We start from the raw sequence: 24,221 nt of genomic DNA on the forward strand, positions 1-24,221 counted from the left end.
TAGAATAGATAGGCGACGATCGTATCCGGGACCCTGCCCGGCGGTCCGCACGGTCCCGGCCATGGGGCCGCAGCCTTCCCCGACAGAAAGCCAGCATGCGAGTTCTAGCAGCCATGAGCGGCGGAGTTGACTCCGCCGTAGCCGCCGCCCGCGCCGTTGAGGCGGGGCATGACGTCGTCGGGGTCCACCTGGCGCTGTCGCGGATGCCAGGCACCCTGCGTACCGGCAGCCGCGGCTGCTGCACCATCGAGGATTCCCGCGACGCCTGGCGCGCGTGTGACGTCCTGGGCATCCCTTACTACGTGTGGGACTTCTCCGAGCGCTTCAAGGAAGACGTCGTCCAGGACTTCATCGACGAGTACGCAGCCGGCCGTACGCCCAACCCCTGCATGCGCTGCAACGAGCGGATCAAGTTCGCGGCCCTGCTGGAAAAGGCCATTGCCCTGGGCTTCGACGCCGTGTGCACCGGACACTATGCCAAGGTGATCGAAGACGCCGACGGGAACCGTGAGCTGCACCGCGCCGCGGACTGGGCCAAGGACCAAAGCTATGTCCTCGGCGTCCTGACCCACGAACAGCTCAAGCACTCAATGTTCCCGCTCGCCGACACCCCATCCAAGGCCGAGGTCCGGGCCGAAGCCGAGCGGCGCGGACTCTCGGTGGCCAACAAGCCCGACAGCCACGACATCTGCTTCATTCCCGACGGCGACACCGCCGGGTGGCTCGCGGAAAAGATTGACATGACCACCGGCGACATCGTGGACGAAACAGGCACCAAAGTAGGTGAGCATCCCGGCGCCAACGCGTTCACCGTCGGCCAGCGCCGCGGCCTGAAGCTCGGCACACCGGCCGCCGACGGAAAACCGCGCTTCGTCCTGGAGATCCGGCCGAAGGAAAACAAGGTGGTGGTGGGACCGGAGGCGCTCCTGGCCATCGACGAGATCCGGGGCATTAAGGTCTCCTGGGCGGGCCTGCCGATCGCGGAGGTGGAGTCCGGTGCGGAATTCGACTGCTACGCGCAGGTTCGCGCGCACGGCGACCCCGTGCCGGCCACTGCCCGGATGGAAGCAGGAGAAGGCGGCGCCGCCGGCCAGTTGGTCATCAGGCTGACCGACCCCCTGCGTGGCGTGGCGCCCGGCCAGACGGTTGTCCTCTACCAAGGCAGCCGCGTCCTCGGCCAGGCAACCATCGACGTTGCCCGGTCCCTGCAGCGCGCCGCGCTGTAACTGAACACTTTTCCAAGCGCCGCCCCGGTTTCCCGGGGCGGCGTTTTTTCTACCTTCCTGCCGGTGGACTGCCCCTAAAACCGGGGCTGCGGATGCGCCAGGTAAATTTTGTGTCTCAACTCACACGATGGGCCGTCCCAGGGGTTGACTCTCTGATTGAATCTACCCATCAGTAACGCGCTGCCCGCCTGAGCAGAGGCACCCACATCCTCGGCGGGCGCGTACTCATCGAACAGAAAGTTCACAGATGACGAAGAGCAACAAAGCCCGGCACGGCGCCATCGCGCTGGCAGGCATCTCCGCCCTCGCACTGACGGCCTGCACGGGCCCCTCCGGCGGCGGCGGAACGGCAACCGAGGGCGCCGGCGGCGGCGCCATCACCTATGGAACGACTGACAAAGTGGTCACGCTCGACCCCGCCGGCTCCTACGACGGCGGATCCTTCATGGTGATGAACCAGATCTACCCCTTCCTGCTCAACTACGCTCCGGGAACAGCCGACGCCACCCCGGACATTGCAGAGTCGGCCTCCTTCACCAGCCCCACCGAATACACGGTGAAGCTGAAGCCGGACCTGAAGTTTGCCAACGGCCACACACTGGACTCCTCCGACGTTGTCTTTTCCTTCAACCGGGTCAAGAAGATCGACGACCCCAACGGCCCCGCGTCGCTGCTGGCCAACATGGAAAAGATCGAGGCCACTGACTCCAGCACCGTGGTCTTCACGTTGAAAGCCGGCAACGACCAGGTCTTTCCAGGAGTGTTGGCCTCCAACCCGGGCCCCATCGTGGATGAGGAAGTCTTTCCCGCGGACAAGATCCTGGACGACGACGCCATCGTCGCGGCCAAACCCTTCGCCGGGCAGTACACCATCGACAGCTACAAGAAGAACGAACTGGTCAGCTTCAAGCCCAACGCCGACTACCAGGGCCTGCTGGGCAAGGCTGCCAACGACGGCGCCACGCTCAAGCACTACGCCGACCCGAACAACCTCAAGCTCGATGTCCAGCAAGGCAACATCGACATTGCCGGCCGCATCCTGACCGCAACTGACGTGGCTGACCTCGAGTCGGACAGCAACGTGAAGGTCCACAAGGGTCCCGGCGGAGAACTCCGCTACATGGTGTTCAACTTCGACACCATGCCCTTCGGCGCCAAAACGCCCGACGCCGATCCCGCCAAGGCACTGGCTGTCCGGCAGGCCATTGCGCACCTGGTGGACCGGGACGTCATCGCGTCGCAGGTCTTCAAGAACACGTACACCCCGGTCTACTCCTACGTGCCCAAGGAATTCGAAGGCGCAACCGAGCCGCTGAAGAGCCTTTACGGCGACGGCAGCGGCAAACCCAGCCTGGACAAGGCCAAGAAGGTCCTCACCGACGCCGGAGTGACGTCCGTGGTGGACCTGAAGCTGCAGTACACCGACAGGTACGGTACGTCTGCTGCGGATGAGTACGCCCTGGTGAAGGAACAGCTCGAGAAGTCGGGGCTTTTCACGGTTGACCTCAAGTCCACGGAGTGGACCACCTACACCAAGGAACGCAGGGCCGATGCCTACCCCGTGTACCAGCTGGGCTGGTTCCCTGATTACTCGGATGCGGACAACTACCTCACGCCGTTCTTCATCCCCGGGAACTTCCTCGGCAACCACTACGAAAACCCGGCCGTGACAGAGGTCGTCAATAAGCAGCTGGTCACCACCGACAAGGCGGAACGGAGTGAGCTGCTGGGCCAGGCCCAGGAAGCCATTGCCAAGGACCTCTCCACGCTGCCGCTGCTGCAGGGTGCCCAGGTCATGGTGGCAGGAACGGATGTCCAGGGCGTTGAAAAAACCCTCGACCCGTCGTTCAAGACCCGCCTTGGCGTGATGTCCAAGTAGGTCCTGCCGACCATTCGACGACCACCGCACATGGGGCGGGACGCCCGCCAGGCGTCCCGCCCCAACGTGCTGGTTAATGGTGCGGGCAGCAGCCGGCGCCCAAACAACCCTGAGGTACCATGACCACTTTGATTGATGCGCCGCCCAGCGACGCGGACGGCCTCCTCCCGGCCACCAAAAAATCTTCCGGCGGGGGACTCGGCCAGTACATCCTGATCCGTTTCCTGCTGATCTTCCCCACGATCTTCATCCTCGTCACCATGGTCTTCTTCCTGATGAGGATTACCGGTGACCCCATTACTGCGGCCATGGGCGGCCGGCTGCCTGCCGACCAGCTCCAGGAACGCATCCAGGCGGCCGGCTATGACCGGCCCATCCTGGTCCAGTACTTCGAATACCTTGGCCAGCTGGCCACCGGCAACTTCGGCCGTACCCTTACGGACAACCGTGCCGTCGTCGAAATGCTGACCACCTACGGCTCCGCCACCCTGGAACTGAGCATCAACGCGCTGCTCGTTGCCCTGCTGGTGGGAATCCCCCTGGGCCTGGTCGCAGCCCACCGCCGGGACAAGGCCGCGGACGCGGTCCTGCGGGTGTTCGCCATTCTCTGCTACGCCACACCCGTGTTCTTCGCGGGCATGCTGCTGAAGCTGACGTTCTCCGTCTGGCTGGGCTGGCTCCCGGTGGCGGGCAGGGCAAGGACCTCAAGCGAGCTCGCGCTGACGTCGCTGGAAGCACCCACCGGCATCTACTGGCTTGACGCCCTGCGGAGCGGCAACATGGCCGCGCTCAGCGACGTCCTGGCCCACGCCGTGCTGCCGGCGGTGGCCCTCGGCCTGCTGACCGCCGGCATTTTCCTCCGCCTCGTCCGGACCAACGTCATCGGAACCCTGGGCAGGGACTACGTGGAGGCCGGGCGTTCCAGGGGAGTCAGCGAGTTCCGCCTGGTGACCAAGCACGCCTACAAACCGGCCCTGATCCCGATCATCACCGTGATGGGCCTGCAGATCGCGGTGATGCTTGGCGGCGCCGTGCTCACCGAGAAGACCTTCGAGTGGAAGGGGCTGGGATTCCAGCTTGCCAATTACCTCACAGCCCGCGACTTCGTCGCCGTGCAGGGCATCGTGGTGCTGCTGGCAATCATTGTGGCCATGACCAATTTCATCGTGGACATCATTGCCGCGCTGATCGACCCCCGCGTGAGGTACTGACATGAGCATTCCTGACGTGCCCGTACCGATGGAAAGCCCCCGGGCACCGTGGTACCGGCGCCTGCCGGTCATCTCCCACTTCAACAAGAGCGTAGGACTCCAGCGCGGCATGCTGGTGGCCGGACTGGTCCTGACCGGCGCCTTCGTCCTGACCGCCCTGCTCGCGCCGCTGCTCGCGCCGTACGGCTTCTCCCAGCTTTCCGACGACGACGGCAGCTTTCCCACGCAGCAGGCCCCGGGCGGGAAGCACCTGCTGGGAACGACGGTGAGCGGATACGATGTCCTGTCCCGTGTCATCTGGGGAGCGCAGACAGCAATCCTGGTAATTGTCGTCGCCGTGGCCATGTCGATCGTGGTCGGCGTTGTCCTGGGCCTGGTGAGCGGATACATCGGCGGCTGGCTCGACCGGATCCTGGTGGTGATCGCCGACGCCGTCTACGCATTCCCCTCACTGCTGGTGGCGATCGTGATGGCCATCGTGATCAGTGGCGGCCAGTCGAGCCTGGTGGGTGGCATCTTCGCGGCCGGAACCGCTATCACGCTCGTTTTTATCCCGCAGTACTTCCGCGTGATTCGGGCCGAGACCGTGCGCTTGAAAGCGGAACCCTTTGTCGAATCCGCCAAGGTGGTGGGTGCCTCCAACATTCGGATCATGAGCCGCCACATCTACCGCAACGCCACCCGAACCCTGCCCCTGATCTTCACCCTCAACGCGTCCGAGGCAATCCTGACCCTGGCGGGGCTGGGTTTCCTTGGCTTCGGCATCGAGCCCAGTTCGGCCGCCGAATGGGGCTTCGACCTGAACAAGGCGCTCGCCGACACCACCTCCGGAATCTGGTGGACAGGCCTGTTCCCGGGCATGGCCATCGTGCTGACCGTGGTGGGCCTGACCCTGGTGGGCGAGAGCATCAACGACCTGAATGATCCGCGCCTGCGTGGCCGCAAGCGCGCAGGGGGCAGCTCCCCGGCGCCGGTGGATACCGCAGCCATCGCAACAGAAGTGAGGGCATCATGACCGTCAACATCGACCCGTTGGCCGCGGGGCATTCCGGCGACGGACAGCCCGACGGGGGCCGTCCGGTCCTGGACATCGACCACCTTCAGGTCACTTTCGCCACCGACGGCGGGCCCGTGCATGCCGTCAAGGACGTCAGCCTGGAAGTCAGGAAGGGGGAAGTGCTCGCGATTGTGGGGGAGTCCGGGTCCGGCAAGACGGTCACCGCCAAGACCATCCTGGGCCTGCTCCCGGAAACAGCCAGCAGCTCGGGCGCGGTGGTGATCAACGGGGCTGACGTGATCAGTGTCAGTGCCGCCCGCCTCCGCCAGATCCGGGGCCGGGATGTGGCCATGGTGTTCCAGGAACCGTCCACGGCGCTGAACCCGGTGTTCACCGTCGGATGGCAGATCGCCGAAGGCATCAGGGCGCACGCCGGCCGTGAGAGTGGCAAGCGGGTTTCGGCCAAAGAAGCCAAGTCCCGGGCCGTTGAGGCCCTGCGCAAGGTGGGCATTCCCGATCCGGAGCACCGCGTCAACTACTACCCCCATCAGTTCTCGGGAGGGCAGAAGCAACGGGTTGTCATCGCAGCGGCGCTGGCGCTCAACCCCGGCCTGATCGTTGCCGACGAGCCGACCACCGCACTGGATGTCACGGTCCAGGCCGAGATTCTGGAACTCCTCAGGGACCTGCGGGACAAGTACGGCACCTCGATCGTGCTCATCACGCACAACATGGGGGTGGTGGCGGACCTGGCCGACCGCGTGGTGGTGATGTACCAGGGGGACGTGGTCGAGGAGGCGCCGGCCCGCACCCTGTTTGCCGAACCCCGGCAGGACTATACCCGGAAGCTGCTCGCCGCGGTGCCGCACCTGGGGCACAACTCCACCTCGGAAGGACTGACCAGCCGGGCCCACCAGGATGAGGACGTCCTGGTGGAAGCCAACAATCTGACCATCGAGTACCCGGGCAGGCTGGGTACGCCGGCCTTCAAGGCCGTGGACAGGGTCAGCTTCACGCTGTCCAGGGGCGAGGTCTTCGGGCTCGTCGGGGAGTCGGGTTCCGGAAAAACCACCATCGGCAGGGCCATCGCCGGGCTCAACAGGACCACCGGAGGCAGCCTCAAGGTCCTGGGCTACGAAATGCTGAACCTCCGTGAACGCACCTTTAAACCGCTCCGGAAGGACATCGGCTTCGTGTTCCAGGACCCGGCCGCGTCCTTCAACCCGCAGCTGACCATCGGGGAGTGCATCGCCGAGCCCATGGTCATCCACACCCGGCCAAGCCCCGCCCAGGCGCGCAAACGCGTCGGCGAGCTGCTTGAATCAGTCCAGCTGCCGGCGTCGTATGCTGCCCGGTACCCCCACGAGCTGTCCGGCGGGCAGCGCCAGCGGGCCTCGCTGGCACGGGCCCTGAGCCTGAACCCCCGGCTGCTGATAGCGGATGAACCGACGTCGGCCCTGGACGTTTCGGTGCAGGCCAAGGTTTTGGAGCTGTTCAAGGACATCCAGCAGGAGTTCGGGTTCGCCTGCCTTTTCATCAGCCATGACCTTGCAGTGGTGGACATCCTCTCCTCCTGGGTTGGCGTGCTCTACAAGGGCAGGCTGGTGGAACAGGGTATCGGGAGCCATATCATGGGCAACCCACAGCATGACTACACCAAGCGGCTGATTGCATCGCTGCCGGTCCCTGACCCCGAGGAACAGGCACGACGCCGGGAACAGCACCGGGCGCTGCTGGGCATCTGAGCGGCACAGCGTGGTGGGCAAGCGCCGGGGCCGGGCGACATCCGGCGCCGGCGCTTAACACCCGGATCATTGGGCCGGCTGCCCATAGACTGGGATCATGACGCAGCACAACCTTCCCTCTCCTGGCTCCGACGATTACGACCCCTCCGCCAGTTCGTTGGCCGGCCAGGTGGACAATTCGGTGATGGCTGAACTGCTGTCCATCCGCTCCAGTATCGACAACATCGATGCGACCCTCGTGTACCTCCTGGCAGAGCGCTTCAAAGCCACGCAGAAGGTGGGCTTCCTGAAGGCCGCCCACCGCCTCCCTGCGGGAGATCCAGGACGCGAAACCGCGCAGATTGCCAGGCTCCGCCGGCTTGCCGAAGACGCCCACCTCGATCCTGCCTTCGCGGAAAAATTCCTGAATTTCATCATCGGTGAAGTCATCCGCCATCACGAAGCGATTGCTGAGGACCACCAGGCTGCGTCCGGCCAGCACCCGCAGGCATCAGCACTCGCGTGACCGTGGGCGAACGGCACGAACCCGTCCGCGGCGCCGCGCTGCCGGATAAAGCTCCGCCTGCGGAAGTCACGGCAACGGGACTGGGACCATGGCCCGGGGAGGACCCGCTCGAAGCCGCCCGGATCATCCGGGGTGAACTCGGCAGCCCGCACTTGCCGTTCCTCGCCGAACTGCCGGCCCGCGGGGTGGGCTCCGATGCCCTGGGGCGCACCGCCTCCCTCCTGGAGGAACTGGCCGTCGACGTCCAGCCGTACGGGTGGCGCCTCGTGGACCGCCCCGGCAAGGACTTCCGCCGCGCAGCCTCGGCGCTCTCCACGGACATCAACGTCCTGGCTGACGTAGCAGGGGCCGAGGACGCATCCGCGGAGGAGATCAAGCTCCAGCTGGTGGGCCCGCTCACCCTGGCGGCGGGTCTGCATCTGCACAACGGGGAGCGGGCCTTGCTTGATTACGGCGCGCGCCGGGACCTCACCGCCTCACTCGCTGCCGGCGTCGGAGGCTACCTCGCCCGGGTATCGGCTGCCGTTCCCGGTGCGCGGCTCGTAGTTCAGCTCGACGAACCCGATGTTGCCGCCGTGCTGGCAGGAACCATTCCCACTGCCAGTGGCTACCGCACCCTGCGTGCCGTCGCCGCCTCCGAAGCGCGGGAATCCTGGCGCCTGGTGATGGACGCACTCCGCGCAGCCGGTGCCGCGGAAGTGGTGGTGTCGGTGCCTGAAGTTGAGGCCCCGTTCGACCAGATCCTGCATGCCGGAGCCGACGGCATCGCGGTGCCGCTCAAAGCCCTAACGTCCCGACAGTGGGAGCAGCTGGCGGGAGCGGTAGAGGCCGGCAAACGGGTGTGGGCCGGAGCCCTTGACGTTGCAGCAGGTCAGCTTCCCAAAGTGGCGGACTGCGTCGAGTCGGTATGGCGCCCGTGGCGGCAGCTTGGCCTCCCGGCGTCGTCCCTGGCCAGCCTCCGGGTCACCCCCTCAGCGGGGCTTGCCGGTCACAGCCCCGCGCAGGCCACCGCCGTGCTGGGCAGGCTGACCCAGGTGGCGGACGGCCTGAACCAGGTCGCCCTGGGCTAGCCTGCCGTGGCTGGCCGGCAGGGGCGCCGGCGGCCACGCGCCTCAGACCCGGTTTTCCCAGCGGTCCGGCTGGGCGTAGCGCGGCAGGAAGCTCCGGGCCGGGTTGCCCCCGGTGTAGGGACGCAGCCGGTAGTCGAAGCTGCCGGCATACACCAGGACGAGGCCGATCTGCGGCTGGATGACCTTGACCTGGATGCGGTGCCGGCCGTTGGCACCTTCTGCGGGGTCCCACCATTGCTCGGCGTAGGCTTTGGCATCCACCGGTGCCGGAAGTGGCACGCGGAGCGGGCCGAGGAAAAGCCGGGATGCTTCCGACACGCCCCGCAGCCTTCCCCCTGCCGTGACGCTGAGGTTCAGGTCCGTGACTAAGCGCCGGTAGCGGCCCACGTAGTCCACCAGCTGCGGGCTCCCGTTACGGCTGGTGGCGCTGGTGGTGTCCTGGAAGATGCGGGTCCGGCCGGGGAACCGGATCTCGCGCCGGGCGGTCAGGCTGGAGCGGCCGAACGGATCCTGATGGGCGTGGTTTTCGATCCGGAACGGGACGTTCTCACCGTATTCCGGAAAGAACGCTTCCTCTCCGCCGGTCAGGCGCAACAGCGGCCGCAGCCACTCCTGCCGGCAGCCGACGACGTCGAACGTGCCTTCGCCCACGCCGTACCGGCCGGAGCCGGGCACCAGGGAGAAGTACTCCTGCAGTTCAGGCTGCAGCCGGGTAAATTCCGCCCCGAGAACCTGCTGGTAGATCGGTACGTTCATGAAGATCCTCCTGCTCAAAAAACTCTGCCGGCTTCACAATTTACCGGCCGCTTTCAGCCTGATGTACATGTCTGCCAGCCGCGGGGGCAGCTGGTGCGGTTCGGCGTCCACCACTTCCACCCCGAGGCGGCGGAGCTCCGCGCTGACAGCGGCGCGCTGAAGGAGCGCGCGTTCGGCTGCTGCGGCACGAAAAACCCCGGTGGCGTCGGCGCGGTCCCGGAGCATGCTGCTCAGCTGGGGGTCGCGGACAGCCGCCACCACCACAACATGGTCGTTGGCAAGCCGCGCGGCGGCGGGAAGGAGTCCCTCCTCCGGGGCACCGTCGTCCAGCGAGGTCAGCAGCACTACCAGGGACCGGTGTGCGGTGACGGCGCGGACCTGCGCCGGCACGGCCGGCCAGTCCATCTCGATAAGCTCCGCGTCCAGCGGTGCCATGGCCTGGACCAGCTGCCCAAGCAGGTTGCCCTGTACGGCGGATCCCGCGCGGGCACGGGTCCGGCGGTCAAAGGCCAGGAAGTCAACCCGGTCACCGCCGCGCTCGGCAAGGACGCCGAGCAGCAGCGCAGCTTCCATGCCGGTATCGAGGCGGGTCTCGTCGTCGATCCTCGCTGCCGACGTCCGGGACGTATCCAGGACCATCACCACGCGCCGGTCGCGTTCCGGACGCCAGGTGCGGACGACGACGGAGGAACGGCGGGCGGTGGCCCGCCAATCGATGGAACGTACGTCGTCGCCCCGGACGTAGTCACGCAGGGAATCGAACTCGGTGCCGGCCCCGCGGATCTGCACGGCAGCTTTTCCGTCGAGTTCGCGGAGCTTCCGCAGCTTGGACGGCAGGTGCCGCCGCGCATGGAAAGGCGGCAGGACACGTACTGCGCCCGGACACTCGATGGTCCGCTGGCGGGCGGCGAGCCGCAGGGGTCCGAAGGAGCGCAGCGTGACGTGCGGGGCCTTGAGGTCTCCGCGGCGGACCGGCTGCAGCCGGACGGTGACCCGCCTGCTTTCGTGGGCCGGGATGTCAATATCCTGGACAGGGTTTCGTGCCCCCGCCGACGGCTGCCAGCCGTCGCGGAGGGTGCCGCGCAGGCGCCGGTTCCCGTCGTTCCGGACGGTGAGCCTGGCATCGATGGTCCCGTTCAGGGCGACATTTCCGGGCTCGGAACGCTGGACCTGGACAGACCGCAGCGAACCGGCAAGGACCAGGTCGGCTGCTGCCAGCGCGGCAAGCACGCCCAGTACGGCCAGCACCGTTCCCCACCCGGGCAGCAGCAGGACCGGCACCAGGCCCACCAGCACCAGCAGCACGTAACGCCCGGAGATGGCCATCAGCGTGGAACGGGAACGGACGCCAGGATGCTGCCCAGCACATCGTCCACGCGGACCCCGTCCATCTGGGCTTCCGGCTGCAGGGCAACCCGGTGCCGCAGGCAGGGCAGTGCCAGCGCTTTGACATCGTCAGGGGTCACGAAGCCCCTGCCGGAAAGCCAGGCCCAGGACCGGGACGTATTCAAGAGTGCTGTGGCGCCGCGGGGCGAAACACCCAGCAGGAACGATGGCGCCGTGCGGGTGGCCCGCACCAGGTCCACGATGTAGCCGATGATTTCCTGCTCCACGGCCACACCGCTTACCGCGTGCCGTGCCCGCTCCAGGTCAGCGGCACCCGCAACGGGCCGGACGCCGGCGGCGGCCAGGTCGCGCGGATCAAAGCCGGCGGCGTGGCGGCGGATGACCTCCATCTCATCCCGCCGTTCAGGCAACGGCATGGTGAGCTTGAGCAGGAACCGGTCCAGCTGCGCTTCCGGAAGTGGATACGTCCCTTCATACTCCACGGGGTTCTGGGTGGCGGCCACGAGGAACGGTGACGGCAGGGGCCGGGACACTCCATCCACCGAAACCTGCCGCTCCTCCATCGCCTCCAGCAGCGACGCCTGGGTCTTGGGTGGCGTCCTGTTGATTTCGTCCGCCAGGAGGAGGTTGGTGAAGACGGGCCCCTCACGGAAGGTGAATTCGGACGTGTGCGAGTCGTACACCAGGGAGCCTGTGACATCCCCCGGCATCAGGTCGGGGGTGAACTGCACGCGCTTCGTATCCAGGCTCAGCGCGGCGGACAGGGCACGCACCAGCAGGGTCTTGGCGACTCCCGGCACACCCTCCAGCAGCACGTGCCCCTGCGACAGCAGGGCGATCAGCATTCCGGTAACGGTGGCGTCCTGCCCCACTACCGCCTTTGACACCTCCTGGCGCACGTCCAAAAGGGCTTGCCGGGCGGAATCGTGCTCCATCGGATCAAGGACCCGCTGGCCACTGCCGTGTTCACTCATCGGCTGCTGACCTCTTTCTCTAGGTTGTTCAGTTCCTGCGCCCAGGCCACGAGCCGGGCCTCGGTGCGGGGATGGTGGTTGACGAGGTCCCGGACTTCCGCTGAGGGCCTGCCCAGCAACCGTGCCGCCGCATCAATGGTGTGCTCGGCAGTGGCCCCCGGCCCCCGGCGCAACTTCCCGGCAAGCCTCGCCAGCGTTCCGGCCCGGAGGTTGTCGCGGGCCTGCTCGACGGCGTGCGCGTCGTGGTACATCCGCGCGCGCCCCTCAGCCGTCTCTACTGCCTTGACCACCACTGGCAGCGGTTCAAACACCAGGGGACCGAGGCGCCGGCCGCGCCAGGCGATCGCCGTCAATGCCACGACGATGAGCCAGGGACCCAGATACCGGACCCAGTCCGGCGCCAGGTCGTCGAGGGTTTGCGGTGAGCCGAAGGTATCCAGGTCCTCCAGCGACGGCAGGTACCAGACCAGGTCCGATGAACCGCCGAGGGTCCGAAGGGCCAGTGCAGCGTGTCCCAGCTCATCCAGCCCGTCGTTGCTCAACACTTCGGCGCTGCCCAGGACGGAAAACCGCCCGTCCCCGCTGACGGCAAGCAGCCCGGCGGCCGAACCGGAAGGACGGTAACAGGACACCCCGCCGTCGTACACGAAGCCCGACTCACCGGAGATATCCCCGGCAGCCTGCGCGTCCGGAAGGGAGCAGCCAGGGACGAGCGCGGGGGAGGCATCGGGCACCACACCCGCCTGCCGGATGTCACTGTCCAGGGCGGACAGCGTCTCCAGCCTGGGCGTCACCAGCACCAACCGCCCCGCTGCGGCCGCAAGATCAAGGAGCCGCGGTTCGTCGAGGATACCGCTCCGGTCGTACAGCAGGAGGGTAGGGGAGGAGCCTGCTTCCAACGCGGACATGGCTGCTTCGAAGTTTCCGGCCTTGTGCACCTCAACCCCGTGCCGGCCGAGGATTTCGCTGACTGCCCGTGCCCCTTCCGGTCCCGCATTGCTGGCCGACAAGGGAGTGGCGTCACCTTTGGGGGCAAGCTGGCCCCAGACGGCCATGCCCAGGGCGATGGCGCAAACCGTGGCGAGGACGGCAAGGGGCCGGTGCCTTCGCAGCCATCCAAGCGGGCCTCGACCGGGCGCCGGGAGCGTTTCCGGGCCGGCAACGCTGGTTTCCGGCTGCCTCATGCCGGCGGTATCAATGTCCGTCATGGCATGACCTCGGCGCGGCCCGGTGCCTGGGATCGTTCGGGTTTGCCCGCTTCGAGGGCGGCGTCCAGGGCGGCCATGTCCGCATAATCGGAGCTGCCCGGCGCCATGTTTCCGTAGCGGACGGCGTCGAAAGTGCTGGCGGCGTGGTCCAGGCGGTGCGCTTCCGCGCTGAACGGCACGGACAACTCGCGCGCCACTTCGTCCGCCGTTCGGCCGGGCTGCGGATCCAGGATGGTGCGGTCCTCGGCCGAGCGGACGAGCGCACGGAAGCGGTCGACGACGGCGTCCCCCCAGTTCCCTGCCGCGGCAGACGCTTCGGAGCGCCGCCGGTAGTCAGCCGCAGTCACCTCGTAGTCCGCCTCAAAAACGTCCTTGGGCTGCCTGGATGCAGCGTTCAGGCGTGGCCGGGCGAGGATGACGGCGACGGCAATGATTAGGGCGACCACGATCCCGATGACCGGTGTTGGCAATGGCCCCGCCGACTGGGCGGACCCATCCAGGGACGAGAGCCAGTCCAGGAAGTCCATCCAGAGCGTTTGAAGCCAGGACGGGGTGGCCTCACGGTACTCAGACTTGCCCAGTTCCTCCACTGCCCAGCGCCGGGCTTCCTCCGCATCCGGGAGCACAGGCGGCTCAGCGGACATCCGGCCAGGCTCCCGCCGCAGGCCCGTGACCTTCCCGTCCCGGGACCCCCGCCGCGACGCCGCGGCCCGGGACGCCGTCGGGATCAGCGCCTGATTCCATCAGCCGCAACAGCACGATGTCCAGGCCATCCTTGCGCATCCGCAGGTCCATATAGAGCAGGGCCATGACGGACGTCTGGAACGCATAACCAAGTGCCCCGATCAGGGCGCCAAGGACCGCCGTGACAACGCCAACAGCCACAGCCACCGCAGCTTCCTGCCCGCTGCCGCCGTGGGGTGATGCGAAGGTGGTGAGGAGGCTTGTCAGAAGGCTCACCGGGATCATCACCACCTGGCTGATGACTCCCACCATGATGCTGACCACGAGCGTGATTCCCAGGATCCGCCACCAGTTGGCGCGGGTCAGCTCCCAGGACCGGCGTAACCCGGCCAGGGCTCCGAGTTCTTCAATGACAACCGCAGCGGGAGCCACCATCACTTTGATGGTGATCCAGATGAACAACGCAATAAAGCCCAGGACCAGTGGTACCAGGATGAGGGCCCCGGTTCCTTCCATGCCGGATACCAGCGCGACGGCCACCCCGGCGAGGAGTGCGAACGCCAGCAGGCCGGCCGCCATGAGCACCAGCGCAAGGCGGACCAGGGCGCCCGCCCTCGACCGCGCCAGGGTCCACATCTGCCGGAAGCCCGTGCGGCGGTTGAGGATGGACCGGGCCACCGGAACCACCATGGCGCCCTGGAGGATCGCCGAGATAAACAGTGTCAGGATGCCGACCACCAGGATGGCGGCACCGAAGCCCAACCCCAGCGAGGCGAGGTCCGCGGGGCTGGCAGTCTCTGCCCAGGCTTCGATGGAACCCATGGAGGTGGCGGTTACCGCGGTGATCACCGCCGCGAGAATGGCCACCAGTGACTGGGCCAGCAAGGCTGCGCCCAGCATGGCCTTCGCGTTCCGGCGGATGGCCTGGAAAGAGCCGTCCATGATCTCCCCGAACATGAGGGGGCGGAGCGGAACAATGCCCGGCTTGGGCGGGGCAACGTAGCGGGGCTGGCCGTGGGGGCCACCGTAGTGGGCTCCGGGATACGGCGGTCCCGGATATGTGCCTTGGGGGTATGCGCCCTGGGGGTATGCGCCACCGGCGCCTGCGCCCCAGACAGGCTGTTGTCCGGGGGCCTGCTGCTGCCAGGAAGGTGGTCCCCAAGGCTGCCCTGGCGGCTGTTGGCTGGGCTGCTGCTGGGTGGGTTGCTGTTGAATGGGCTGCTGGCCGGCGGGCAGGTGCCAGGTATTTTGCCCCCACGGCTGTCGTGCTTGCTGCCCGGCTGAGGGTTTCCACTGCGGCGCTTCACCCCATGGATCCGGGCTGGCGGGTGATGCCGGGGTGGAGGCGTCGCCCGGGCCCTGGCCGTCCTGGTCCCGCCCGTCAGCGCGCCCGTCCCGGCGTCCGGGCTCCTGCTGGCCTGAATCCTGTGATGACACCATGTTCCTTCCCCCGTACTGGTCCGAATGCTGCCCGCGCCCGCAGTACGACTTCCGGAGGGCGCCGGGAAGGTCCGGCATCATCCCCAGCCTATAGTTCCGGCGTCGGACGTCCTAGCGTTCCGCCATGCCGTAAGGCGCTGAACAGGACAAAGCCTGCCTGATAAGGGAATATATAACTATGAAGGCACGCATTCTGGTGGTTGATGATGATGAAGCGCTGGCCGAAATGATTGGAATTGTTCTTCGCAATGACGGCTTCGAGCCGGTCTTTTGCGCTGACGGCGCAAAGGCGCTTGACGTTTTCCGGTCATCCAGGCCGGACCTTGTATTGCTGGACCTCATGCTTCCCGGCGTGGACGGCATCGAGGTCTGCCGGCAGATCCGGTCCGAGTCGGATGTGCCTATCGTCATGCTCACTGCCAAGTCGGACACCTCCGACGTCGTCCGCGGACTGGAATCCGGTGCCGACGACTACGTGCCGAAGCCCTTCAAGCCCGCCGAGCTCGTGGCCCGCGTCCGTGCCCGCCTCCGCCCGGGGGACCAGAAGGCCCCCGAAACCCTCCGGATCGCCGACATCACCATCGACGTCGCCGGCCACACCGTCAGCCGTGGAAATGAGCGCATCTCGCTGACTCCGCTTGAGTTTGATCTCCTGGTGGCCCTCGCCCGCAAACCGTGGCAGGTTTTCACCCGCGAACTGTTGCTCGAACAGGTCTGGGGTTACCGGCACGCAGCGGACACCCGCCTGGTCAATGTCCATGTCCAGCGCCTGCGGTCCAAGATCGAGCAGGACCCTGAGGCTCCTGAAGTCGTATTGACGGTGCGTGGTGTCGGCTACAAAGCAGGGGCCTGATCCCGCTGCACCTGATGGGGGACGCGGTCCGGGCGTTCCCGCTCCCGCGACCCCCGCTGCCGGAGGCAACACCGGGCGCCCCGGAACATCTGACCCCGATGCGGCCCCCGGACACACGGAAGCCTTGACCCCGGGCTTCCGGCGCCTGGCGTTCCGAGCCCGGATCTGGCAGCGGCGTGCACTGATCGTCAGCCTGCGTGTGGCACGGCTCGTCAGGATGGGTTTCCGCCGCTTCCTGCCGGCCCTGCGCTACATCGGCCGTGCCCTGCACCGCCGGTGGCGGCGGTCGCTGCAATTCCGGACGGTTCTCACCACGCTGCTGCTTGCCGTCACCTCCTTCGCGGTTGTTGGCGCCTACCTTTCCAACCAGATCGCCAACAACCTTTTCCAGGAGCGCCTGACACAGGCCGAGTCAGAGACGCGCTACAACGTCAAGCAGGTCCAGGACACCTTCGACGGCGCCCAGGTCACCGACCAGTCCAGCGTTATTACCCTGGTCTACGACACCCTGAACGCGGTCGAAGGGCGCGGCTCGGTAATCCAGCGCCGCTACGTGTTCGAGGCCATGCCTGAGCAGACCAAGCCGCGGAACCGCTGGGTTGAGTCCCGTGCCTCCGACCAGTTGACGGTCAGCGTTATTCCACCGGAATTGCGCAAAGCCGTGCAGGAGTCCGGAAAGGACCAGTACTGGGCGTCCACGGTCATTCCGGTGGGCACTGAAGACCGGCCGGGCATCGCTGTTGGCAACAAGGTGACATTTAACGGCACGGTCTATGAGCTGTACCTGATTTACGACCTCAACACCGCACAGCAGACCCTGGACCAGATCCAGAGCGTGCTGTGGGCAGGCGGCGCTGTACTGGTGCTGCTGATCGGCGCAGTGGCCTGGTATGTCACCCGCAACGTCGTCAGCCCGGTCAGCCATGCCGCGATGGTTTCGGAGAAACTTGCCGCCGGACAGCTGCAGGAGCGGATGGTGGTCCGTGGTGAGGACGAGGTGGCACGCCTCGGCGCCTCCTTCAACCACATGGCTGCCAGCCTCCAGGAGCAGATCACGCAGCTGGCCACCCTTTCGCAAATGCAGCAGCGCTTCGTATCCGATGTCTCGCATGAGCTGAGGACGCCGTTGACCACGGTCCGGATGGCGGCGGAGGTCCTGTACGACGCCCGCGACGACTTTGACCCTATTAACAAGCGGTCCGCTGAACTGCTCTACAACCAAGTGGAACGCTTTCAATCGCTGTTGTCGGATCTCCTCGAGATCTCACGGTTCGACGCCGGCGTGGCCGTGCTGGATGCGGAAGCCGAGGACATCCTGCAGGTTGTTGCCCACGTCATTGAAGGTGCGGCGCCGGTAGCGGCCGAATACGGTTCCGGGATTGTCCTTAGCGCCCCGGCCGGCGCCATCATCGTGGACATGGATGCCCGGCGGATCGACCGGATCCTGCGGAACCTGATCCTGAACGCCGTTGAACACGGTGAAGGAAAACCGGTGACGGTCACCGTGGCAGCCAGCCAAACCGCCGTCGGAATTGCGGTCCGAGACCATGGCATCGGCATGGAGCCGGCGGAAGCCGCCCGCGTTTTCGACAGGTTCTGGCGTGCGGATCCGGCCCGTGCCCGTACAACGGGAGGCAGCGGATTGGGGCTGTCCATCGCCATGGAGGACACCAAGCTGCACAACGGCTGGCTGCAGGCGTGGGGCAGGAAGGGCAGTGGTGCCAACTTCCTGCTCACACTGCCGCTGCGCCAAGGCGAGGACATTGATACATCCCCCATCCATCTCGAACCGGATGACGTCATGATTCCGGGGGAGCCCGGCAACATCCCCCGGGAAACCGACAACAGGAACATGCTGGTCCTCGAAACCGGTTCTTCGCGGCTGGTTCCGGTGCCGACGTCAAAGGAGACCCCATGATGGGCCGCGGCCACGGCCAGGCACGATGCGCTGCCTTCCTGCTTGCCCTGTTGCTGGTCCTGCTGGCGGGCTGCGCGCGAATACCCACATCAGGACCAGTGGGGAAGAGCAGCGAGGGCAGCGCCGGAAACCTCAGCGCACCGGTGTTCCTGCCGGCCGCCCCGCAAGACGGTGCATCACCGGAAACCATCATTGACTACTTCTACCGGGCAGGAAGCGGGTACGAGGACGACTACGCCGTGGCCCGCCAGTACCTGACGCAGGCATCATCCGTGTCCTGGAAGCCGGACCAGCGCGCCCTCGTTTATCGTGACGCCCGCGTCGTTGCAACGGATACTGAAAACGTCTTCAACTACGAGCTGGACGTCGCCTATACCGTTGACGCCGACGGCATCGCCACGCAGTCGCCGGAAGGAACCATCGAAAAGATTCCAGTCACCGTCACCCAGGTTGACGGTGAGTGGAGGATTTCGGCCATTCCGGACGGCACGGCCATCCCCGAGGAAACCTTCAAGGTGATCTACGGGGCGTATCCGATCTACTTCTTCGACCCCACCTTCACGTTCGCCGTCCCGGACGTCCGCTGGTTCATCAGGAATAAAACGGTGAAGTCCATGACGAGCGCCCTGCTCGCCGGGCCGGCCCCGTACCTCCGCGGTGCCGTAGCCAGTGCCTTCCCATCCGGAATCAAGCTGGCCCGCGAATCGGTCCCCGTAGTTTCAGGCGCCGCGCAGGTGGACCTGACGGCGAAGGAGCTGATGGAAACGTCACCGGAGGACCGCCTCCGCATGCAAATGCAGCTGACGCTGACGTTCCGCAGCCAGCCCGACGTCGTCAACGTTGAGCTGCGGGCCAACCAGGATCTGGTGCGCGTGGAGGACGACGGATCCGTATTGCCGCCGGTACAGGACAAGAGCGTCCCCTCGCGGCAAATCGCCATCAGCGGAAATGAGCTGGTGAGGTACGAGAACAACAGGGTTTCCCCGCTGCCGGACATGCAGCCCGTCTCTGCGCTTAATCCGCGCTTCCCGGCAGAATCCCCGGTGTCGCAGACGGCCGCGTTCCTCAATGACAGCCGGACAACCCTGTACAGCATCAGCCCGGGGCAGCCGCCCCGTGCGCTCACCACGAGAAGCACGTTGAGCCGCCCGTCCTTCGGGCTCAGCGACTGGGTGTGGACCGCAGGCCCGGGAGCGGACGGCGGCACCGAGGTGGTTGCCTACCGGCCCACCGGCGTCACCGAAGGATCGCAGGTCCCTTCAGTCACCCTGACTCCGGCGTGGCTTGCAGGACGGACCGTCAAGGAATTCCGGATTTCGCGGGAAGGCGTGCGTGCGCTGGTCATCTCGGAGCAAAACGGCAGGACGCGAGTGCAGGTGACAGGCATCATCCGGGGTGGCGACGGAACGCCCCGGGAGCTGACAGCGCCCGTCACGCTGGCCACCGAAAGCAACCCGGACCAGGGCGCATGGGTCAGCGATACCACCGTGGCCGTCATGAAGGGATCTGCGGGCTCCAACGTCACCCCGGAACTGCTGTCCCTCACGTCCGGGCAGCCGCAGCAACTTGCTCCGTGGCCGGGGTTGGTGGCCCTCAGCGCCGGAAATGGCGCCGAGGAAGTTTACGCGCAGTCCTCGGAGGGCATCTTCCAACGGCTGGGCAACGGATGGTCGCCGCAGATCAAGGGCCCGATCGATCCCTCGTTCCCGGGCTGAACAAGGCACCCCGACTTACCCACATACGCCTGCTGCCGTCTTCCGCTTCATGCCGGACCGCGCCGAGTGTTAAGGGGTGAGCAGCAAAGCCGGCTTGCCCGGCAGGAGCCGGTCCAGGGCCGATCCGGACCTCCTAACGCCTGCGCCCCGGCCTGCCCGGCACCGTTCTGACCATCACAGCACGCTGCTGCGGTTTGCCGACCAGGTGGCCGGTGCCGCTGCCGATCTCCTTGCGCTCGCTGTTCCCGTGGACTGCGTGTGCTGCGGCGCGGAAGACCGGGCGTTGTGCAGTGCCTGTGAGCGCCACATCAGGCGCCTGACCAGGGAACCCTTCAGGGCTGAAAGCGGAGCGCCTGCGCTGATGGACATCCGCGGAACGGTCCTGCTTCCGGTCGTTGCAGCCGGCGTCTACCGGGAGGAATTGGCGCAGGCCCTCCTCTCCTTTAAAAGGCACGGCCAGCATCAGCTCAAAACCGCTCTTGGCCGCTCTTTGGCCGGAGCTGTCCGGGCGGCAGCGGGGGAGGGGCCGTCAATCGCGCTCGTTCCAGTTCCCACCAGTTCCGTGGCGTACATGAACCGGGGATTCAGCCCCGTTCACCTGCTCCTGGCAGAGGCTTCGCGGCAACTTCCGGGCATTGACGTGGTGAACGTCCTGGCGAAGACCGGCAAAGGAGGCCTGCGCCTGACGGGAGGGCAGAAAGGCCTGGACCGCGGTGCCCGCGCAAAGCGGGTCCGTGGCTCCATGGAGGTCCGGCGCCGGGGCCAGGGAAGGGTGGAAGGACGCCGCTGCATCATCGTTGATGACGTCCTCACCACGGGTGCCACATTGGCGGAGGCTGCACGGGCACTGCACCAGGCAGGTGCCATTGTGGCGGGCGGGGTGGTCCTGGCCGCGACACGCCCGCCGGATGCCGGCGGCGGCGGCGCTGCTTCCCCTGAGGACCAGCGGAAGCAACCATGACTTAGAAAAAAATAAACCAGGAAAGGATGAATAACGCATGGCTATGAACTAACGTCGGTGGTGGGTACCAAGAACAGAATGTACCTTTCGATGGCGGCTCGGAGAGGGGCTCGACTGTCAGACAGCTCGGCCCAGGGAAGCGCCGCCGTCGTGTCACCGAAGTCATTTGGAGGGCACCATGGAGTTTATGATCAGCGGACGAAATCTGACAGTTTCAGACCGGTTCCGCGAATATGCCGGGGAGAAGATCTCAAAGATCGAATCGCTTGGAGACAAAGTCCAGCGGGTCGACGCCAAAGTTTCCAAGGAGACCAATGCCCGGCAGACCGGCGATCAGCTGACCGTTGAGGTGACAGTACTGGGCCGTGGACCCGTGATCCGTGCCGAAGCCAGCGCCGCCGACAAGTTCGCTGCATTTGATCTTGCATATAACAAACTGCTTGAGCGTCTCCGCCGCGCGAAGGACCGGAAAAAGGTCCACCACGGGCGCCACACTCCCAAGGCGGTCCGTGAAGCGACTGCCACGCTCGAACCGGCAAGTGCCCACGAGCCGCTGTACCTTGAGGCGAGCCACCGGAACGAGGCTGTGGCCGCCCCCGCCGACAAGTCCCCCTACGACGTCGACAATGACATTCCCGCCGGGAATTCCCCCGTCCTGATCCGGCGCAAGGTCTTTCCTGCTGCGTCCCTTTCCCTCGATGACGCTGTAGACAACATGGAACTCGTCGGCCACGATTTCTACCTTTTCGTTGACAAGGCCACCAACACCCCTTCTGTGGTGTACCGGCGCCGCGGCTGGACGTACGGCGTTATTACGCTGGACCATGAGTGCGAGCCCGGAGATACTGTGGTGGAAGAAAAGATCCTGGCCTACCGCTCGGATGACGCCGCCGCCAACGCCTAAGGGTGCAAGCCACCCACCGAGAGGACTGATGTGTCAGCAGCGCTGAGCCTGGACCAGGCACGGCGAATCGCTTTGGCAGCACAGGGACTCCACAAAGGACGGCCCGCCGGTCCCGTGACTTCACGGACGGTGGGCCGTACCTTTGCCCAGATCCAGCTGGTCCAGATCGACTCCGTCAACGTCCTCTCGCGCAGCCACTTCCTTCCCTTCTACTCCCGCCTGGGCAACTACGACCGCACCATCCTGCGGCGGATGTCCAGCGTCCATCCCCGCCGCATGGTGGAGTACTGGGCCCACGAGGCAAGCTATATCCGCCCGGAGCATTACCAGGACCTGCTCCTCTGGCAGAAACGCGCCTGGGTCGGCGCCGCGCGCATGGACCCCCACCAGCGCAGTGCCGTCGCCGCGAAGATACTGGATACGCTCGCACGCAGCCGCCCGATGACGGCCTCGGAAATCACCGCCAGAATCGGCCACGTTGAGGACCGGCAAAGGGTGAACTGGGGTTGGAACTGGAGCGCGGTGAAACGCGTCCTGGAGCATCTCTTCGAGGAGGGCCTGGTCGCGGCTGCTTCCAGGACCGAGCAGTTTGAACGCAAGTACACGCTGACTGCCAAAGTGCTGCCGCATGTCGCTGCCGGCGCCCATGACCCCGATCCTGCAGCGGCGCTGAACCGGCTGACGGAGGCAGCAGCGCAGGCACATGGCATAGGAAGCGTCCGGTGCTTTGCCGACTACTTCAGGACACCCGTGAAGGCAACGGTGCAGTCCGTGGAGCACCTTGTCCGAGAGGGCAGGCTGGAGCCGGTGACGGTGGCCGGCTGGGGCAGGGACGTTTACCGGCACGTTGATGCTGTCCTGCCCCGGCGGGCGACGGGACGTGCCTTGCTCAGCCCGTTCGATTCCCTGGTCTTTGAACGCCGGCGGCTCGAGGAACTCTTCGGCTTCCACTACCGTATTGAGATCTACACGCCGGAACACAAAAGGCGCTACGGCTACTATGTCCTTCCATTCCTCCTCCGAGACCGGATCGTCGCCAGGGTGGACCTGAAGGCTGACCGCGCCGGCGGGAGACTGCTCGTCCGGTCTGCGTTCGGTGAGCCGGACGCGCCGCCGGACACCGCCGTCGAACTCGCCGCGGAACTGTTCCTGATGGCTGACTGGCTGGGACTGCACGAGGTGGAGGTCTACCCCGCCGGAGACCTCGCGGCCGCCCTCGCGCGGGCCGTTGCCCGGCCTGTCGCCAACACATAGGGTGGTATCCGCTCTCAGGGAAACAGGCACCTGCCGGTTGTCTCTCCCGTAGACTAAAAACGCCAGAATTCGGCGGCATGAGACTGGGAGCATCTTCACGTGGCATCACTTATCGAAAAACTACTCCGCACGGGTGACAAAAAAACGCTGCGGCAACTGCGTAATTATGCCGACTCCATCAATGCGCTGGAAGACTCGTTTAAAACCTTCACCGACGCTGAACTCCGTGAGGAAACAGACCGTCTCCGCGAACGCCACCAGGACGGCGAACAGCTGGATGACCTGCTCCCGGAGGCTTTCGCCGCGGTACGGGAAGCGTCCTCACGAACCCTCGGAATGCGGCACTTCGACGTCCAGCTGATGGGCGGCGCGGCACTGCACCTGGGCAACATCGCAGAAATGAAGACCGGTGAAGGCAAGACCCTGGTGGCAACCGCTCCTGCCTACCTCAACGCTCTCACCGGCAAGGGCGTCCACGTGGTCACCGTGAACGACTACCTCGCCGAATACCAGTCTGACCTGATGGGCCGCGTCTACCGGTTCCTGGGCCTGACCAGCGGATGCATCCTGTCAAACCAGGATCCTGCCGTCCGGCGCCAGCAGTACGCCGCGGACATCACGTACGGAACCAACAACGAGTTCGGTTTTGACTACCTCCGCGACAACATGGCGTGGGACAGGAACGAACTCGTCCAGCGCGGACACAACTTTGCCATTGTGGATGAGGTCGACTCCATCCTCATCGACGAGGCCCGCACACCGCTCATCATTTCCGGTCCCGCACAGGGGGACACGAACCGCTGGTACAGCGAATTCGCCAAGGTGGTCCTCCGGCTGCAGCCCGAGAAGGACTACGAGGTCGACGAAAAGAAGCGGACCGTCGGCGTGCTGGAAAGCGGGATCGAAAAGGTCGAGGACTACCTTGGCATCCAGAACCTGTACGAATCCGCGAACACCCCGCTCATCGGGTTCCTCAACAACGCCATCAAGGCCAAGGAACTGTTCAAGCGGGACAAGGACTACGTCATCCTGGACGGCGAAGTCCTGATCGTGGATGAGCACACCGGCCGCATCCTGGCCGGCCGCCGCTATAACGAGGGCATGCACCAGGCGATCGAGGCCAAGGAAGGCGTCGAGATCAAGGCCGAAAACCAGACGCTGGCCACGGTGACGCTGCAGAACTACTTCCGCATGTACCACAAGCTCTCGGGTATGACGGGAACTGCCGAAACCGAGGCAGCCGAGTTCATGAGCACCTACAAGCTGGGCGTCGTGGCCATTCCCACCAACCGCGACATGCAGCGCATCGACCAGCCGGACCTCGTGTTCAAGAACGAAACCGTCAAGTTCGACGCCGTTGTCCGTGACATCGCCGAGCGGCACGAAAAGGGCCAGCCTGTCCTGGTGGGCACCACCAGCGTCGAGAAAAGCGAATACCTTTCGCGGCTCCTGGCGAAGGAGGGCATCCGCCACGAGGTGCTCAACGCAAAGAACCACGCACGGGAAGCTGCCATCGTTGCCCAGGCCGGCCGGAAGGGCGCCGTCACCGTGGCGACCAACATGGCCGGCCGCGG

At 65.8% G+C, this 24,221-nt stretch carries 20 protein-coding genes; 14 read left to right on the forward strand and 6 right to left on the reverse strand.

Annotated features, from left to right (window positions below):
* The first annotated feature begins 95 nt into the window (after positions 1-95).
* The 7 genes from mnmA (at position 96) to P2Q66_RS04675 (ending at position 8,633) form a co-directional block, all read left to right on the forward strand.
* Positions 96-1,226, forward strand: a complete 1,131-nt coding sequence (gene mnmA / locus P2Q66_RS04645; RefSeq protein ID WP_079597266.1) for a tRNA 2-thiouridine(34) synthase MnmA — start codon at positions 96-98, stop codon at positions 1,224-1,226.
* Between the two features lie 247 nt (positions 1,227-1,473).
* Entirely contained in the window at positions 1,474-3,105 is a 1,632-nt protein-coding gene (locus tag P2Q66_RS04650; protein ID WP_275726007.1) for an ABC transporter substrate-binding protein, read from the forward strand.
* A 119-nt stretch (positions 3,106-3,224) separates the two neighbouring features.
* A complete protein-coding gene (locus P2Q66_RS04655; RefSeq protein ID WP_275726010.1) occupies positions 3,225-4,316 on the forward strand; it encodes an ABC transporter permease in 1,092 nt (363 codons plus the stop codon).
* 1 nt (position 4,317) lies between these two features.
* Positions 4,318-5,331 carry an ABC transporter permease gene (locus P2Q66_RS04660; protein WP_275726013.1) on the forward strand — a complete coding sequence of 338 codons (1,014 nt, stop codon included), beginning with the start codon at positions 4,318-4,320 and terminating at the stop codon, positions 5,329-5,331.
* Entirely contained in the window at positions 5,328-7,058 is a 1,731-nt protein-coding gene (locus P2Q66_RS04665) for an ABC transporter ATP-binding protein (RefSeq protein WP_275726015.1), read from the forward strand. Before P2Q66_RS04660 ends, P2Q66_RS04665 begins: the two co-directional genes overlap by 4 nt.
* 97 nt (positions 7,059-7,155) lie before the next feature.
* Positions 7,156-7,563 (forward strand): chorismate mutase, encoded by a 408-nt coding sequence (locus P2Q66_RS04670; protein ID WP_275726019.1) that lies wholly within the window; start codon positions 7,156-7,158, stop codon positions 7,561-7,563.
* Between the two features lie 38 nt (positions 7,564-7,601).
* Positions 7,602-8,633 (forward strand): hypothetical protein, encoded by a 1,032-nt coding sequence (locus P2Q66_RS04675; protein WP_079597423.1) that lies wholly within the window; start codon positions 7,602-7,604, stop codon positions 8,631-8,633.
* 42 nt (positions 8,634-8,675) lie between these two features.
* On the opposite strand, the gene P2Q66_RS04680 is transcribed toward P2Q66_RS04675, so the two are convergent.
* From P2Q66_RS04680 to P2Q66_RS04705, 6 genes are read right to left on the reverse strand one after another with little or no spacing between them, the layout of a single operon-like run.
* Positions 8,676-9,389 (reverse strand): DUF4166 domain-containing protein, encoded by a 714-nt coding sequence (locus P2Q66_RS04680; RefSeq protein ID WP_275726022.1) that lies wholly within the window; start codon positions 9,387-9,389, stop codon positions 8,676-8,678.
* A 33-nt stretch (positions 9,390-9,422) separates the two neighbouring features.
* Positions 9,423-10,715 carry a DUF58 domain-containing protein gene (locus tag P2Q66_RS04685; protein WP_275726025.1) on the reverse strand — a complete coding sequence of 431 codons (1,293 nt, stop codon included), beginning with the start codon at positions 10,713-10,715 and terminating at the stop codon, positions 9,423-9,425.
* Positions 10,715-11,710: a MoxR family ATPase gene (locus P2Q66_RS04690; RefSeq protein ID WP_275726027.1), complete on the reverse strand. Its 996-nt coding sequence runs from the start codon at positions 11,708-11,710 to the stop codon at positions 10,715-10,717. Before P2Q66_RS04690 ends, P2Q66_RS04685 begins: the two co-directional genes overlap by 1 nt.
* Positions 11,707-12,918, reverse strand: coding sequence for a DUF4350 domain-containing protein (locus P2Q66_RS04695; protein WP_275726030.1), 1,212 nt, complete (start codon positions 12,916-12,918; stop codon positions 11,707-11,709). The genes P2Q66_RS04690 and P2Q66_RS04695 overlap by 4 nt, the downstream gene beginning before the upstream one ends.
* A complete protein-coding gene (locus tag P2Q66_RS04700; RefSeq protein ID WP_275726031.1) occupies positions 12,915-13,562 on the reverse strand; it encodes a DUF4129 domain-containing protein in 648 nt (215 codons plus the stop codon). The genes P2Q66_RS04695 and P2Q66_RS04700 overlap by 4 nt, the downstream gene beginning before the upstream one ends.
* The gene (locus P2Q66_RS04705) at positions 13,552-15,042 is read right to left on the reverse strand and encodes a hypothetical protein (RefSeq protein WP_275726032.1); all 1,491 of its coding nucleotides are present in this window, start codon (positions 15,040-15,042) and stop codon (positions 13,552-13,554) included. Before P2Q66_RS04705 ends, P2Q66_RS04700 begins: the two co-directional genes overlap by 11 nt.
* A 178-nt stretch (positions 15,043-15,220) precedes the next feature.
* On the opposite strand from P2Q66_RS04705, the gene mtrA reads away from it, so the two are divergent.
* From mtrA to secA, 7 genes are all read left to right on the forward strand, one after another.
* Complete coding sequence (gene mtrA / locus P2Q66_RS04710; RefSeq protein ID WP_079597257.1) at positions 15,221-15,895, forward strand: MtrAB system response regulator MtrA; 675 nt, start codon at positions 15,221-15,223, stop codon at positions 15,893-15,895.
* Positions 15,870-17,813 carry an MtrAB system histidine kinase MtrB gene (gene mtrB, locus P2Q66_RS04715; RefSeq protein WP_275726046.1) on the forward strand — a complete coding sequence of 648 codons (1,944 nt, stop codon included), beginning with the start codon at positions 15,870-15,872 and terminating at the stop codon, positions 17,811-17,813. Before mtrA ends, mtrB begins: the two co-directional genes overlap by 26 nt.
* Positions 17,810-19,528 (forward strand): LpqB family beta-propeller domain-containing protein, encoded by a 1,719-nt coding sequence (locus tag P2Q66_RS04720; protein WP_275726034.1) that lies wholly within the window; start codon positions 17,810-17,812, stop codon positions 19,526-19,528. The genes mtrB and P2Q66_RS04720 overlap by 4 nt, the downstream gene beginning before the upstream one ends.
* Before the next feature lie 76 nt (positions 19,529-19,604).
* Positions 19,605-20,489, forward strand: a complete 885-nt coding sequence (locus tag P2Q66_RS04725; protein ID WP_275726037.1) for a phosphoribosyltransferase family protein — start codon at positions 19,605-19,607, stop codon at positions 20,487-20,489.
* Positions 20,490-20,667: 178 nt separating this feature from the next.
* Positions 20,668-21,393: a ribosome-associated translation inhibitor RaiA gene (gene raiA / locus P2Q66_RS04730; protein WP_079597255.1), complete on the forward strand. Its 726-nt coding sequence runs from the start codon at positions 20,668-20,670 to the stop codon at positions 21,391-21,393.
* A gap of 30 nt (positions 21,394-21,423) precedes the next feature.
* Entirely contained in the window at positions 21,424-22,647 is a 1,224-nt protein-coding gene (locus P2Q66_RS04735) for a crosslink repair DNA glycosylase YcaQ family protein (RefSeq protein WP_275726040.1), read from the forward strand.
* 99 nt (positions 22,648-22,746) lie between these two features.
* Positions 22,747-24,221, forward strand: a 1,475-nt coding sequence (gene secA / locus P2Q66_RS04740; protein ID WP_275726042.1) for a preprotein translocase subunit SecA, incomplete at its 3' end; no start/stop codon positions are given.

The sequence above is a fragment of the Arthrobacter sp. Cr_A7 genome (genome assembly GCF_029222765.1).
In the GTDB taxonomy this organism is placed as follows: domain Bacteria; phylum Actinomycetota; class Actinomycetes; order Actinomycetales; family Micrococcaceae; genus Arthrobacter.

What these genes read in the sequence shown, in the direction of transcription:
- mnmA (WP_079597266.1), top strand. Translation starts at nt 96, where the DNA reads ATGCGAGTTCTAGCAGCCATGAGCGGCGGAGTTGACTCCGCCGTAGCC.
- P2Q66_RS04650 (WP_275726007.1), top strand. Translation starts at nt 1,474, where the DNA reads ATGACGAAGAGCAACAAAGCCCGGCACGGCGCCATCGCGCTGGCAGGC.
- P2Q66_RS04655 (WP_275726010.1), top strand. Translation starts at nt 3,225, where the DNA reads ATGACCACTTTGATTGATGCGCCGCCCAGCGACGCGGACGGCCTCCTC.
- P2Q66_RS04660 (WP_275726013.1), top strand. Translation starts at nt 4,318, where the DNA reads ATGAGCATTCCTGACGTGCCCGTACCGATGGAAAGCCCCCGGGCACCG.
- P2Q66_RS04665 (WP_275726015.1), top strand. Translation starts at nt 5,328, where the DNA reads ATGACCGTCAACATCGACCCGTTGGCCGCGGGGCATTCCGGCGACGGA.
- P2Q66_RS04670 (WP_275726019.1), top strand. Translation starts at nt 7,156, where the DNA reads ATGACGCAGCACAACCTTCCCTCTCCTGGCTCCGACGATTACGACCCC.
- P2Q66_RS04680 (WP_275726022.1), bottom strand. Translation starts at nt 9,389, where the DNA reads ATGAACGTACCGATCTACCAGCAGGTTCTCGGGGCGGAATTTACCCGG.
- P2Q66_RS04685 (WP_275726025.1), bottom strand. Translation starts at nt 10,715, where the DNA reads ATGGCCATCTCCGGGCGTTACGTGCTGCTGGTGCTGGTGGGCCTGGTG.
- P2Q66_RS04690 (WP_275726027.1), bottom strand. Translation starts at nt 11,710, where the DNA reads ATGAGTGAACACGGCAGTGGCCAGCGGGTCCTTGATCCGATGGAGCAC.
- P2Q66_RS04695 (WP_275726030.1), bottom strand. Translation starts at nt 12,918, where the DNA reads ATGACGGACATTGATACCGCCGGCATGAGGCAGCCGGAAACCAGCGTT.
- P2Q66_RS04700 (WP_275726031.1), bottom strand. Translation starts at nt 13,562, where the DNA reads ATGTCCGCTGAGCCGCCTGTGCTCCCGGATGCGGAGGAAGCCCGGCGC.
- P2Q66_RS04705 (WP_275726032.1), bottom strand. Translation starts at nt 15,042, where the DNA reads ATGGTGTCATCACAGGATTCAGGCCAGCAGGAGCCCGGACGCCGGGAC.
- mtrA (WP_079597257.1), top strand. Translation starts at nt 15,221, where the DNA reads ATGAAGGCACGCATTCTGGTGGTTGATGATGATGAAGCGCTGGCCGAA.
- P2Q66_RS04720 (WP_275726034.1), top strand. Translation starts at nt 17,810, where the DNA reads ATGATGGGCCGCGGCCACGGCCAGGCACGATGCGCTGCCTTCCTGCTT.
- raiA (WP_079597255.1), top strand. Translation starts at nt 20,668, where the DNA reads ATGGAGTTTATGATCAGCGGACGAAATCTGACAGTTTCAGACCGGTTC.